Source organism: Paraburkholderia phenazinium, from assembly GCF_900141745.1.
Taxonomy (GTDB): domain Bacteria; phylum Pseudomonadota; class Gammaproteobacteria; order Burkholderiales; family Burkholderiaceae; genus Paraburkholderia; species Paraburkholderia phenazinium_B.
Genome location: NZ_FSRM01000002.1, coordinates 403,528 through 417,075 on the forward strand (window position 1 = coordinate 403,528; position 13,548 = coordinate 417,075).

General features: G+C 59.2%; 15 protein-coding genes. 10 read left to right on the forward strand and 5 right to left on the reverse strand.

Translation table 11 applies throughout. The features are described from left to right. Positions 1-80 precede the first annotated feature (80 nt). Together BUS06_RS21885 and BUS06_RS21890 are read left to right on the forward strand one after the other, a co-directional pair. Positions 81-677 (forward strand): uracil-DNA glycosylase family protein, encoded by a 597-nt coding sequence (locus BUS06_RS21885; protein ID WP_074266529.1) that lies wholly within the window; start codon positions 81-83, stop codon positions 675-677. 133 nt (positions 678-810) lie between these two features. Then, on the forward strand, positions 811-1,209 hold the full coding sequence (locus BUS06_RS21890) for a hypothetical protein (RefSeq protein ID WP_074266530.1): 399 nt from the start codon (positions 811-813) through the stop codon (positions 1,207-1,209). Positions 1,210-1,276: 67 nt separating this feature from the next. Here BUS06_RS21890 and BUS06_RS21895 read toward each other — a convergent pair whose 3' ends face one another. Continuing rightward, a complete protein-coding gene (locus BUS06_RS21895) occupies positions 1,277-2,293 on the reverse strand; it encodes an aldo/keto reductase (protein WP_074269231.1) in 1,017 nt (338 codons plus the stop codon). 91 nt (positions 2,294-2,384) lie between these two features. Next, entirely contained in the window at positions 2,385-3,251 is an 867-nt protein-coding gene (locus tag BUS06_RS21900; RefSeq protein ID WP_074266531.1) for an NmrA family NAD(P)-binding protein, read from the reverse strand. A 211-nt stretch (positions 3,252-3,462) separates the two neighbouring features. On the opposite strand from BUS06_RS21900, the gene BUS06_RS21905 reads away from it, so the two are divergent. Beyond that, entirely contained in the window at positions 3,463-4,377 is a 915-nt protein-coding gene (locus BUS06_RS21905; protein WP_074266532.1) for a LysR family transcriptional regulator, read from the forward strand. Between the two features lie 17 nt (positions 4,378-4,394). On the opposite strand, the gene BUS06_RS21910 is transcribed toward BUS06_RS21905, so the two are convergent. Beyond that, positions 4,395-5,303, reverse strand: coding sequence for an AraC family transcriptional regulator (locus BUS06_RS21910; RefSeq protein ID WP_429406444.1), 909 nt, complete (start codon positions 5,301-5,303; stop codon positions 4,395-4,397). A 300-nt stretch (positions 5,304-5,603) separates the two neighbouring features. Here BUS06_RS21910 and BUS06_RS21915 point away from each other — a divergent pair, with 300 nt between their 5' ends. The 5 genes from BUS06_RS21915 (at position 5,604) to BUS06_RS21935 (ending at position 10,141) form a co-directional block, all read left to right on the forward strand. Next, on the forward strand, positions 5,604-6,344 hold the full coding sequence (locus BUS06_RS21915) for an SDR family oxidoreductase (protein ID WP_074266534.1): 741 nt from the start codon (positions 5,604-5,606) through the stop codon (positions 6,342-6,344). A 36-nt stretch (positions 6,345-6,380) separates the two neighbouring features. After that, positions 6,381-7,142: an SDR family NAD(P)-dependent oxidoreductase gene (locus BUS06_RS21920; protein WP_074266535.1), complete on the forward strand. Its 762-nt coding sequence runs from the start codon at positions 6,381-6,383 to the stop codon at positions 7,140-7,142. Positions 7,143-7,214: 72 nt separating this feature from the next. After that, complete coding sequence (locus BUS06_RS21925; RefSeq protein ID WP_074266536.1) at positions 7,215-8,063, forward strand: SDR family oxidoreductase; 849 nt, start codon at positions 7,215-7,217, stop codon at positions 8,061-8,063. A gap of 230 nt (positions 8,064-8,293) precedes the next feature. Beyond that, positions 8,294-9,058: a bestrophin-like domain gene (locus BUS06_RS21930; RefSeq protein WP_074266537.1), complete on the forward strand. Its 765-nt coding sequence runs from the start codon at positions 8,294-8,296 to the stop codon at positions 9,056-9,058. A 126-nt stretch (positions 9,059-9,184) separates the two neighbouring features. Then, entirely contained in the window at positions 9,185-10,141 is a 957-nt protein-coding gene (locus BUS06_RS21935) for an alpha/beta fold hydrolase (protein ID WP_074266538.1), read from the forward strand. Positions 10,142-10,209: 68 nt separating this feature from the next. On the opposite strand, the gene BUS06_RS21940 is transcribed toward BUS06_RS21935, so the two are convergent. Then, complete coding sequence (locus BUS06_RS21940; protein ID WP_074266539.1) at positions 10,210-10,500, reverse strand: hypothetical protein; 291 nt, start codon at positions 10,498-10,500, stop codon at positions 10,210-10,212. Between the two features lie 413 nt (positions 10,501-10,913). On the opposite strand from BUS06_RS21940, the gene BUS06_RS21945 reads away from it, so the two are divergent. Together BUS06_RS21945 and BUS06_RS21950 are read left to right on the forward strand one after the other, a co-directional pair. Beyond that, a complete protein-coding gene (locus BUS06_RS21945) occupies positions 10,914-11,210 on the forward strand; it encodes a class I SAM-dependent methyltransferase (RefSeq protein ID WP_143787631.1) in 297 nt (98 codons plus the stop codon). Positions 11,211-11,228: 18 nt separating this feature from the next. Further along, entirely contained in the window at positions 11,229-12,455 is a 1,227-nt protein-coding gene (locus BUS06_RS21950) for an alpha/beta hydrolase family protein (RefSeq protein WP_074266541.1), read from the forward strand. Between the two features lie 41 nt (positions 12,456-12,496). On the opposite strand, the gene BUS06_RS21955 is transcribed toward BUS06_RS21950, so the two are convergent. After that, positions 12,497-13,495 (reverse strand): glycosyltransferase family 2 protein, encoded by a 999-nt coding sequence (locus BUS06_RS21955; protein WP_167379417.1) that lies wholly within the window; start codon positions 13,493-13,495, stop codon positions 12,497-12,499. Between the last annotated feature and the right edge of the window lie 53 nt (positions 13,496-13,548).

Below are 13,548 nucleotides of genomic sequence, written 5' to 3' on the forward strand. Positions count from 1 at the left end.
AACCCTTCGATTCCTCGCCCTTTCGATCAGCGGCCAGTTGTTCTCCATCGCTACTGCTGCAAACACTGCGAACGGTTCCTATGAAGCGAATCCCTCTGAATGTGCTGTTGCACGAAGTCCGCGCCTGCACGATCTGCGCGCCCGTGCTGCCGCACGCCCCCCGCCCGATAGTCGCGGCATCCGAAAGCGCGCGGGTTCTGATCATCGGCCAGGCGCCGGGAGCGCGAGTGCACGCGTCAGGCGTTCCGTGGAGCGATGCAAGCGGTACCCGCTTGCGCACGTGGCTCGGCCTCGACGATGCGACCTTTTACGACGACACGAAAGTTGCGCTTGTGCCGATGGGCTTCTGCTTCCCAGGGCGTGGCGCAAGTGGCGACTTGCCGCCACGGCCCGAGTGCGCCGCACATTGGCATCACGATCTGTTGGCACAGATGCGCTCGGTCCAGCTCACCTTGCTGATTGGTCAATATGCACAGCGCTTTGGACTCGGCGAAGCATGCGGGGAGACACTGACCGATACGCTCCTGCGATGGAGAGACTTCAGCCCGAAAATCATTCCGTTGCCCCATCCGTCGCCGCGCAACATTGCGTGGTTCAAGCGCAATCCGTGGTTCGAAGCCGAGGTGTTGCCGACGTTGCGTGAGCGTGTTGCGCAGGCGTTGTCTGCTTCTGCGTAACGGTATGCGGCAGGACACTGGCGCCACGAGTCAGAGCGCGGGACACTGCCGTAATTTTCAGCTAAGTTTTGATGGTCAATCTGTGCACGGTACCAGGTACCCCAACATTTAAAGCCTAACGCACGGGACGATCATGAAGCTCAGATGGACAGCCTTTTTTCTCGCGCTCATCGCGAGCGCACTGATTTCCGGATGCGCCACGCCGGTCGAGCGGGCCAACGAGAAAGACGACCTGCTTGCAGCAGCGGGCTTTCATATTGTTCCGGTGACAACAGACCAGCAGCGTTTGCAACTGAACACGTTGCCACCGAACCGTGTGGTGCAGAAGGTAAAGGACGGAAAAGCCGTCTTTCTCTATGCAGACCCTTATTCATGTGGCTGCCTGTATATCGGCGACGAAAACGCCTGGGACAACTACAAGCGGGAGCAACTTCAGCAACATTTCCTTGACCAGGAGCGCATGAGCGCCGAGATGAATGAGAATGCGGCGTGGAATTGGAGCATGTGGGGCCCGGGCTGGTGGGCCTACTAATCGAGCCCTTGCCCCGAAGCGCTCTGAATCACGCAAACTGAACGAGAGCGGAACGAACTGACTCAGCCTACACTCGATCCTTGTCGTGGAACTGCTGCATCCAGTAAGGATATGGCAGCTGCGGCTGCGAAACCTGATTCAGGCGTTCGGTCTGCTCTGCGTTCAAGGCGATCTGCTGAGCGTCGAGGTTAGCGCTCAGTTGATCGTGCGTGCGCGCGCCTACGATGATGGAACAGATTTCGCGGCGCTGCAGAATCCAGGCCAACGCCACCTGAGCCGGCGACGCGTTCAACTCCGTGGCGATGTCGCGCAATACACCCACGACAGGATCCGCCTTTGCAGGATCGACCGGCGGAAAATTCAGCCTGGTTCGGCGCCCCGTTTCGCCGCTGCTTCCCTGCGTGTACTTACCGCTCAGGTATCCGCCCGCGAGCGGACTCCACACTAGCAGCGCGACATCATTCGCCTTTGCCACGGGCGCGATCTCATGTTCGACATCGCGGCTCGTCAGCGCATAGTGAACCTGATTGCTGACGATGCGGGCCCGGTGCGTGCGGGCGGTAATTCCCTGTGCACGCTCCAGATCGCCCGCGCTGAAGTTGCACACGCCGATGTGCCTCACCTTTCCCTGCGTGACAAGATCATCCAGCGCGCGAAGTGTTTCTTCGAGCGGAACAAGTTCATCGCGGTCGTGCAACTGAAACAGGTCGATATGATCGCGGCCAATGCGCCGAAGACTCGTTTCCACCGACCGCATGATGTGCGAGCGGCCGAGCCCGACGTCGTTGTGACCGGCTCCTGTGCGTAGCCGAACTTTGGTCGCGACCAGCATGCGCGATTCGTCGAGCCCGAGGTCGGCCAACACCTGTCCGACGACCGTTTCTGACTGTCCTTGCGAATAGGCGTCAGCGGTATCGATCAGGTTGATACCGCGCTCGACGGCCATTGCAACAAGCTGAGTGGCCTGCGCACGGTCGAGACCGGCAATTTCGCCCCAGATTCCGGTACCGGCACCAAAGGTCATGGCGCCAAGACAAAGACGGGAAATGCGCAGCCCTGAGCTGCCGAGTGTGCTGTATTCCATAGCGAACCTCTTGATATGAATCTCTTGATGAACGATGGCGGAAAACACCCGGTGACGCGGCATCCTGCTCGCGTCACCGGGTGCGCCTGCTCTAACCTGCCTGGGAGACAAGGCTTCGCACGACGGTTTCCAGTTCCACTTCGCCCTTGACGATGTCCGCTTCCTCGCCTTCGAAGGCGATCCAGCCTTCATTGAACCCGTCGAGCATGCGCATACGCGGCAACGGTTCCTTCATCCCCTGAGAGCGGAACAGCGCCTCCCACGTTTCGCGCAGCACCACTTCCGCACGAACCGGACGACCGAGGACCTTTGCAAATGCCTCGGCCAGATCGTTAGGACTCACACGTTGTGGCCCCTCAAGCTCGACGACACGCACGCCGCGCCAGGTTTGTTGAAGCAGTTGTGCGGCAACTCCACCGACGTCCGCGGTTGCGACCATCGGCACAGCCTTGTCGAGCGGTTGCAGAAAGCTGGCGATCATCCCTTCGTCACGGGCCGGCGCAACGTCCCATGCGGCGTTTTCCATAAACCAGCCTGGCCGCAGGAATGTCACGGGCATCGATAACTCATGAAGCGCTTGCTCCATCAGCGTACGTTGCGTGAGCAGATTGGTCTCGGTGGCCTGCGCGCCGATCGTCGACAGGCAGACCACCTTGCCGGGTGCCGCGGACTCAAGCGCACCGCGCACGGCGTCAATGACAGCGCGTGCCTCGGGAAAGCCCGGCAACGGATCGAAGTCGGATGGCGGCAGAATGAAGACCCCTTGCGTGCCCTCGAACGCGGCGGTGAGGGAATCCGCGTCGTCCATGCTGGCTGTCACCACTTCACATCCTTGCTCGGCCCACCACCGTGCCCGGGCGGCATCGCGTACAACCGCGCGTACCGGTTGGCCCGCTGCGAGCAACGTGCGCGCCACCGCACCGCCGACCTTTCCTGTTATCCCTGTGATTGCATACATTGCAGTTTCTCCTTGCATAGATAGTCGCGGCAGGGAAGTTGAACGGTCATCTCGCGCTCCCTGGAAATTGGAATGAAGTGAGGTTGAAACGTACTGTTGGGGTGCATTGTGGGCAAATTCGATAAGAAACTGAATGACATGAATGGCACTTGTGAAATGACGGATAGTCACTAATGAGTCATAGTGCAGTTTTTGACCCAGGGTCAGCCCAATGAGATCGCCTAGCGAAAATCTCTCCAGCGGTATCAGCGTATTTGCTGCCGTCGTCGATGCGAAGACGTTCGCAGCTGCGTCCGAATTGATGGGCATGTCACCGCCCGGGGTTAGCCGGGCAATCGCCCGGCTCGAAAAGCGGTTGAAAATACGGCTCTTCAATCGGACGACCCGCGCCGTTTCCCTCACTGAAGAGGGCCGACGGTTCTATGAGCAGGTCATGCCGCACCTAAGAGGAATGGAAGAAGCGGCCACAGCCGCGGCAGGAGGCGTCGCGACAGTACGCGGAAAGCTGCGAATCAACCTTGATCCGGCCTTTTTGCGAATCGCTCTGAGCCCGAAGCTCGACGAATTCATGGATGCGCATCCTGAACTTGAACTCGAGTTCATTGCGAGAGATCAGCTCGGTGATCTCATCGTGGACGGCTTCGATCTCGCCTTGCGATTTGGCAAACCCCGTTCATCCAGTCTGGTTGCGCGAAAGCTTCTGGACACTGCAGTTGTTACAGTCGCAGCACCCTCATACCTCGCTCGCCGAGGGCGGCCAACGGAGCCTCAAGAGCTGGGGCGCGGTGTGCACAGGTGCCTCGAATTCCGGAACCCGGAAACCGGAAAGCCGTATCCGTGGGAGTTTCATCGCAAGCGCAAAAAGCTTGTTGTCGAAACGAATGGACGGCTCACGGTGAATGATCCAAGCGCGCTCCTCAATGCGTGTCTGGCAGGCTCCGGCGTCGCGCAGGTGTTGCTGCTCGGAGCCGAGCCCCTGATCCGCGAGGGACGGCTCGTCAACCTGTTCCCAGACTGGCCGGATGAGCGCTTCCCGCTCTATGCATACCATCCATCGCGGCACCACACGCCGGCCAAGACAAGGGTATTTCTTGACTTTATCGTCGCCTTGACGAGTACAACTTAGCAAATCGACTTCATGGGTCAATGAGATGCGGCGAAATCGTCGATCTTTGCAGCTGGGGATAGCGCGAACGATGCCCGCATATCCCGAGCTTCATCGACCGGCGAGCGCCCGAAAAAGCGCTTGAACTCGCGACTGAACTGCGATGGACTTTCGTAACCGACACGCGCCGACGCGGAGGCCGCCGTCAAGCCGTCGCGAATCATCAGCAAACGCGCCTGATGCAGACGCGTCGACTTGATGTATTGAATCGGCGAGGTCAACGTAACAGTTCTGAAGTTGACGTGAAACGCGGGAACGCTCATCCCCGCCTCTTCCGCAAGACTACTGACATCCAATGACTGCGCATAGTCGGTGTGAATTCGCCGCAGCGCTTTCGCCACCCGCCCGAAGCGGCCCTGATGCGCGAGCGCCGCCCTCATCGCAGCGCCCCGTTCCCCGATCAAGACCCGGTAGCAGATTTCCCGCACGATTGCAGGCCCCAGTACCTCGGCGTCCAGCGGTGAACTCAGGGCTTGCAGCAGACGCAAGGTCGCTTCGGCCAGGTCTCCTTGAAGCGGCGTCGATACGATCCCGAGCGGTGTGCCTTGCTGATGGCGTCCGGAACGGTCGATCACCAGAATCAGATCGGTCAGTTCGATCAGATCGAGACGCAACGTCACGGCCAGCATCGGCTCGGACTCGCTTGCTTCGGTTTCAGTCGAGAACGGCAGCGGCACGGACAGAATCAGATAGTGCTGGGCATCGTATACGTACACCTCTTCGCCCAGAAAACCCAGCTTGCGCCCCTGACACACGATCACGATGCTGGGCTCGTACAGCACGGGGGTGCGCCCCAGCGGCCGGTTCGAGCGCATGAACCGCACGCCCTCCAGCGCGGACTGGGTGTACCCCTCATTCGGCGCCAGTCGCTCAAGCAGACTCACCATTCTTGCAGAAGCAGCGTTGTCGGCAACGGTCACGAGAACTCCTCTCTCACCGGATCAGGTGGAGGAATTCTACTGGATGCGATCGACCGGCTGCATCCACTTCAATAGGAATAGGCAATGCCGCAATTGTCACGTGTATTCGCGCGCAGGCACCCGGCTCATAAGATTGGGTCATCGGTTGCACGGTGCAGCCGAAGCGCCCGGGAGACCGCGCCGCGATTGCCTTGCCGCTTCATGCGCAAACTTCGCTGCCTCTCCCTTGGACCAACCGGCACAGATTGCCGAAACGGAGAACGCAACGTGGCAACGCAAACCAGTCAACCTAAAGTCATCCTCATCACCGGAGCAAGCAGCGGTATCGGCGAAGCAGCGGCCCGCCTGCTCGCCGCCCAGGGACACCAACTCGTGATCGGCGCGCGCCGCACGGAGCGACTCGCGGCGCTGGCCGAGGAGATCCAGACGAGCGGCGGCTCTGTTCGTTACCGGGCACTTGACGTCACGTCTAGCGCTGACGTCAACGCGTTCGCCCAGTTCGCACTGGACGCCTTCGGCCGCATCGACGTGATCGTCAACAACGCCGGCGTGATGCCTTTGTCACCCTTGAGCGCGACAAAAGTGGGCGAATGGAATCGCATGATAGACGTGAACATCCGCGGCGTGCTGCACGGCATCGCTGCCGTCCTGCCGGTCATGGAGCGCCAGGGGTTCGGCCAGGTCATCAATATGTCCTCGATAGGCGGCCTGTCCGTCTCGCCGACGGCCGCCGTGTATTGCGCCACCAAGTTCGCCGTGCGCGCCATCTCGGACGGCCTGCGGCAAGAAACCGACAAGGTTCGCGTGACCGTGATCTGCCCGGGCGTCGTGGAGTCGGAGCTGGCCGATTCGATCTCCGACGACACCGCGCGCGCAGCGATGCGCGACTTCCGCCGCGTTGCGCTGACGTCGGACGCGATTGCACGCTCGATCGCCTATGCGATCGAGCAACCGGCAGACGTCGATGTCAGCGAAATCGTCGTACGTCCGACGGCGAGCCCTTTCTAACCATTCTCATCCCTCAACTCGAAGGAGATATTCACCATGACTTCATCTGCGCAAACCAACCAGCCGTTCGCCGGCAAAGTCGCTATCGTCACCGGAGCGGCTAGCGGCATTGGACTCGCCACCACCGAACTGCTGCACTCACAAGGCGCCAGCGTGATCGCCGTCGGACGCGGTACCAACGTCGAAGCGTTGGGCCGTCCGGGGATCGTCCCGCTTATCGCCGATGTCGCGCATGAGGAAAGCGCGGTGCGTGCCGTGTCCACCGCAATGGAACGCTTTGGCAAGCTAGACATTCTCGTCAACAACGCCGCGATCATCATTAACAAGCCGGTTGTCGAGATGACGCTAGACGACTGGAATGGCATCCAGGCGGTCAACTCCACCGGTGCGTTCCTGTTCTCGCGCGAAGCTATGCGCGCGATGATGCCGGCGAAGACCGGTGCCATCGTCAACGTTGGGTCGTATGCATGCTATCAGGCGTTTCCGCTGATCGCCGCCTACGCGGCTTCGAAAGGTGCGCTCGCCCAGTTGACGCGCGCCATGTCGCTCGAAGCGATCGATCACGGCATTCGTGTCAATGCCGTGGGATCCGGCGACGCGGTCACGAACATCACGAATCACATCCACAAGGATGGTCCGGCCTTCCTTGCCGAGCACGGCAAAAACTCGCCCATCAAGCGGGCGGCCGACCCGCGGGAAATTGCTGAAGTGATCGCCTTTCTGGCGTCCGAGAAGGCCAGCTATATCGTCGGCGCGGTCGTGATGGCGGACGGCGGTATGAGCGTAGCGCTCAAGTAAGACTCGGACCAGATTCTTTTAAACCGTAGCATTTTGTTAATTCTGTACTACTCATTTATCAAGGAAATTATCATGAGCAATTCTGCAAAAATCTGGTTCGTCACTGGCGCATCGAAAGGCGTCGGCCAACGACTCGTGCGGCAACTCCTCGCTCGTGGCGATCACGTCGCGGCGACCTCGCGAACCGTGGCGTCGCTGACGGAAGCCATCGGCCCCGCCTCGGCACAATTTCTTCCGCTGCAAGTGGATCTGACCAGCGACCAGAGCGTACGCTCGGCCATTGAGCAAACCATCGACACGTTTGGCAAGATTGACGTGATCGTCAATAACGCCGGCTATGCCCAGCAGGGAACCGTCGAAGCCCTCTCCGAAGAAGAGCTTCGTCAAAATTTCGAAGTCAACCTGTTCGCACCGCTGACGGTACTGCGGCACGTGCTCCCGCATCTGCGCAAGCAGCGTGGCGGGCATATCATCAACATCGCCTCGATCGTCGGTTACCAGGGCGGCTACGCCGGCTGGGGCAGTTATGTGGCGAGCAAGTTCGCGCTTGCGGGCTTGACCGAGTCGCTCGCGGTCGAGGTGGCCGAGTTTGGCATCAAGGCAACGGTGGTGTACCCGGGGCCGGTGCGCACGGAGTTTTTGTCGAGTGGTGCGCTGGCAGTGGCCAAACGCCAGATTGATGAATACACCGAAGCAAAGGCGTCGCTCGATCTGCACCTGGGCACGCTGCACGGTCATCAGGCCGGTGATCCGGACAAGCTGGCCATGTTGATCATGCAGGCCGTGAACGTCGCCGAACCGCCGGTGCACCTGTTCGCCGGCAAGATCGCCAACGAACTGGCGGCAAAAAAGGCCGCAGCGGTTCAACGCGACCTTGATGCGTGGAAAGGCTCATCGGAAGCAACGGACTTTGCCGAGTAACGTCAAAAGCGGGCAGCGCCCAGCGATGGGCGCTGCTTTACCGCAGAAATCCAACGCTCAAGTAAATGGCGAGCAAAATTCCCTACCGTTTGCTCCAATCCGGCACTATCGTCATAGTAACGACTCGCGCCGGTGGATTACGCTGCCGGCCACATATTCTGCAGCATGGGTGCCAAGGTGGCTCGGCAAGAGTTAGCTGACCCGCGTGATCGAACGAGGCCATTTTCCACATGGATCACTACGTCTTTTCTGCCTTCGTGTTTGTGCTCGTTCTTTCGAGCGCAGCGCTAGGGTCGTATGTACGCTCAAGACTGGCAGATCACCACTTTGAGGAATCCTCGCTTGCCGCGATGCGTATTGCCGTTGGTCTCGTAGCGACGCTGTCGGCATTGGTGCTGAGTCTGCTGATTTCGTCCGGGAAGTCCTCGCTCGACCTGGTCAATACCGCGCTCCAACACAATGCTGTCACGATGATCCGGCTAGACCGAACCCTGTCCCAGTTCGGTCCATCGGCCGACGGCCTGCGCCTTCAAATAAAAAACGACTATGGCCGATGGATCTCCTTTCTGTTTTCCAACAAAACGGGAACGCCCGCAGAGGCAGAGACGCGAGAAATCCTCCAGAGTACTTACGACATCCAGGGACGCATTTTCGCTTTGCAGGCTGCCGGCCCCTCACAGGAGAGATTCCGTGACCACGCGATGGAACTTTGGGACGACATATTCGCCGGCCGCTGGCTCGCGTTCGAACACAGAAAGGGCCTGATTCCAACTCCTTTGATTGCGGTCCTCGTCGGCTGGCTGGTGGTCATATTCGGCATATTTGGTTTCAGCGCCCCAAGAAACTGGAGCATGTGCGTCGTGTTTCTTCTTTGCGCCCTATCGACTACGACTGCCGTGTTCGTTGTCCTCGATCTCGACACACCCTTCCAGGGCATGGTCAATGTATCGAAGACGCCGATGATGGATGCACTCAAGTTCATCGGCAACTCCTAGGGCGCATGACATGCTCCCTCTAAAGACATCGAGGCCCAGGCTGATGACTCCCCTCATTCGACGCTAATAGTCGATCAATACACTTGACGTGTTGCGTCGATCATCATCGAGTCAAGGAGCGTCCATATGAACAAGCCGCTAAGATCCACGGCACTCGCGATTACATTGGCGTGTGTCGCGCTGTCAGCCGCCGCTCACGCGCGAACCGTGAGCTATCCGCATGAAGCGGCGTGCGTGGCGCCGTCTGCTACGTCATCGATCTATGCAGGTCATCACGAACAGATCGCGAACACACCACGCGGTCCGCTCTCCTACTACCGGTTTGGTCATGGCAGTCCGCTTCTGCTCGTCACCGGCTATCGCGCGACGGTGTCCGAATGGGACGCAGCGTTTCTCGCCGAACTCGCGAAACACCATGACGTCATCGTCTTCGACAATCGTGGCATCGGACGTTCGATGCCGGACGCGTCGAACTTCACCATCGACGACATGGCGAGCGATACTGCCGCATTGATCGACTCGTTGGCGCTAAAGCATGCGACGGTCGTCGGATGGTCGATGGGCGGCTCGATCGTGCAGCAACTCGCGATCGACAAGCCCCAGGCGATCGGCAAAATGGTGCTGATGAGTGCGTTGGCGCCGGGCCGAGCCGGCTCGCCGGTGCCTGCGGATGTCATGGCGAAACTGGCGGGCAGCCCTGGCGTCACGTTCAACGACATCATGGCCGTTCTGTTCCCGGCACCAAGCGTACAAGACGCCGAACGGTGCTTCGCCAAGGATATGTTCAAGCCGTCCGGCTACCAGTCATCCGCCATTTCCAACGCGGTTACGGATGGCCAATCCGCCTCGCTCAAAGAGTGGGAAACGGACGATGCAGCCGCTGATGCATTGCGCTCGGTGTGTATCGATACATTAGTGCTGTCGGGAACCGACGATGCCGTCGTCGCCAAAGAGAACGCCTTGGCGCTCACGCACTTATTGCCGCATGCTCATCTTCTGCTGGTTGAGCACGCGGGACACGCGATGATGTATCAATACCCGGTCGCACTGGCGCGTGCGATCGATTCATTCGCGCGTCACTGATGTGCTGCAATTGAGGACGCGAAAAGCGGCGAACGGGGATAGAGGACGTTGCGCCGCGCGTCCGATCATTAGCGCCAGTAGCCGTATCCATATCCATAGTGCCCATACCATCCGCCCGGGCGGCCGTAATAACCGACGACCACGGGCGGCGCATACACGGGCGGAGGGGGCGCGTAATAGATGGGCGCAGGCGGCGGTGCATAGACCGCCACGGGCGCGACGGGCACCGCGGCCACCATCGGCATCATTGGCACCGCCGGCACTCCGACGCTCAAACCGACGAATACATGAGCCTCGGCAACACTCACGAGGCCGACGCTTAACACGGCGGCGACTACCGCCTGGCGAATCCCTTTCATGTCTTTCTCCTTGACCTCCGGCGCAGCGCATTGACTGCATCGGTTGACATGCATTCTGGTCGATGAAAGTGAGGAGAGAATGAGGGACTGTTGATGGATGAAATGGGTTTCTGCCAGCGCACATTCGGCGAATTCGGTGTAGACATTTTCCTCGTGCCAAGCGGATTTGTGATCGCGCTCGGAGGTAGCGAGCAACCTGGTCGTGGCTGAGGTTCCCGGCATGCGTGACCAGTTATTCAGCAGTGCGGGCTCGGCGGCCATAGGCAATCAATTGCGTGAGCGCTTGACCAAATCGAGGCCAATGCACGGCCTTGAAGTAGCCGGAACGGTCCTTCGATTGACCGGTAATGTTCTTCACGATGGACTTCAAACGCCGAGGGTGGCTTACCACACGGATCTCGGAGATCATCTGGGTGTCAAATACCAAGGATGCCATTTCCAAGGGCAGCGCCTTCTACACGCTTGAATCCTTAGGGCGCGGCCGCATTCCCTGCCAAGTGACGACAATTGCAGATTTGGATCGGGCACGAGACGCCCTTGGATACAGGCTTCTGTCGCGATGGAGCATTCCGGACCGAACCACCGAAGCGCCAACGGCCAAGGGTAAACAGTTGATAGAATCGATCGGCGAAGCTTGGACCAATAAGGCCATCGCGGAGGAAGCTTCCCCTGGAATCGACATGGACACGTCCCTTTCCCCAGGTTTCTAACAGCGACGAGGCATCCGCATGATCTCTGGAACGCCTTCTTCTTGGGCTCTTGCCGCTTCCGGTCTTGTCGCGCTCGTGGTCGCGGCGGTGATTGGCGTCGCCTGGTATGCAGGGCTTGTCGACCCGAAGGAAATGATCCGCGCCGTGATGTTCCTCGACACAGACAGGCCCCGATTGGAGGGGCCCTATGCCGTCGGCTTCGCCAGTGTTGATGTGAAAACGGGGAGCGACGGCCCTTCGCTTCCGGTCGATATCTGGTACCCCGCGCAGGCGCCCGGCGATGGCATGGGGCGCTCAATTCTGCGGTGGATCGCATCAGTCGGACATCCTACCTCGCCGCCGTTCACGCGAAATGGAAAGCTGTCCGAGGCCCGTGCTAAATATCCCCTCATCATTTACTTTCCATCATGGTTCAGTGTTCGCCAACAGAGCACATTTACGCCAGCAAATCTGGCGAGCCATGGTTTCGTCGTCGCTACGGTGGACGACATCGTGCACGCCCCTCGTCTTCCCGGACGAGAGGGCACAGCTCAGGCATCGGAGATCCCCGGCGATTCGATGGAAAGCTTCGAGGCTTATCGCCCCGTCGCAGCCCTCCGGGCTGAACTGGCGGCGAAATCGGGCTCTGCCATCATCGACGCATTTCAGAATATTCCGGTGTTTGGACAACGTGTGGATATGGCGAAAGTCGGTGCCGTCGGGTTCTCGTTCGGAGGCGCGACGGCAGCGCAGATGAGTAGCGACGATCGACGCATCAAGGCCGTCGTGAATTTCGACGGCTCCTTGTATGGCCGCCCTGAACGCGGCAATGTCGAGGTGCCTTACATGATGTTCTATAGCGGTTGGACCTATCCGACTTGCGAGGAACTCCTGCATAGTGACTTCGCCACGCGGATCAACTCGGTGCTGACGGTCGAGTCAGTTGCGCACCAGATTCGCCAGGCCACGCTCCCGAACAACTGGACCTTCACGGTAAAGGGTACGGTACATGATGATTTCGCGGACAAGCTCGCGAAGCCCCCATGGAAGGCCGCATTCGACAGAACTGCAATCAACAGGGCGAAGACCTGGTCCGAGATCAATCGCTACGTTGTTGCATTCTTCACCCGCTTTTTGCTAGGCGAAAATCAGCCTTTGTTGACGGAGCCAGCCCCGTTCGCAGAAATACGGCCCTTCATGGAGAATCAGGCGCCGCCACAAGACCGGGCATCGGCCACTGGATCCACACAATCCCGCTGTCCTTAGATCACAACGCGTTTTTGCGCGTCTGGTCGACCAGAGTTAATCTATTCGACGCCGACTCCGGCCATGGCTTTGCCACGCCGGTATATTGAGGCGACATCCTCTGCTCGTTCGAAACCAACGAAACGCGACAATGCCTTGAGATAGGATGGACTTAAGGGCAGGAAGCGTCCGAACATCTGGTTGAGTTGTGCGAGGCGGGCCCGGAACGCCCCGATATCGTATCGATACAACAGCCGCATGTATGACGAGAGGCGTTGCTTGAGCATTTCCTGATCGTCCTCCGACAGCATGTCTAAAGAATGCCGGTGTCCCTCAGTGATCCTGAAGAAGTTCTCCATATATTGTTCTGTGAGGTCTATGGCGTTGTAGCGCGCTCCCCGGAGCCCAAGACGGCGGTGTGGTTGCTGTCTCCACGCGAAGAGCGGGTCTGCGCTCTCGACCGTCAAAACCTTTGCGCCTTTTTTCGCGAGCTTTAGCAGAAAGTCCTGGTCCTCATCTACCTTGATATTCTCGTCGAAGCCGGCCACATCCGCGATCCATTGTCTTCTGAATACGCTCTGGCCCAAATGTATTAGAGGTCCCTTGGCGAGAATTTCCAGTTCGCTCGGCTGTGAAGAAAACGCTGAGCACTCGGCGAGGCGAACCCTTCGCGCAGCATCGCGTTCGACGATGACCTCTTCCCATCGCGACATCACATAGGCGACACCCGGATCAGCAGTCCGGCAGGCGATCGACTGAAGCTGCAGTTTTGTAGGAGCCAGGAAATCGTCGGCATCCAGAAACTGAATCCAGTCTGCTGTCGTCGATTGCCATCCCAGGTTGCGGGCAGCACTAACCCCCTTGTTGGGCTGCGTGAGAATCGTCCACCGATGGCGGCAACCCTCGAGGTGCTCCCGAGCCTTCGAGACGGTATCGTCCGATGAGCCGTCATCGACGATCAGGATTTCAACCTCGTCATGCGTCTGTGACGTTACCGTCTGCAACGTAGTGTCGACATACGCGGAGGCGTTGTAGCAAGGAATGACGATGGCGATTTGCAACGATGCCCCCATTGATGGATAACTTACGATCTCATCGCGCCAGGATTTGCGAG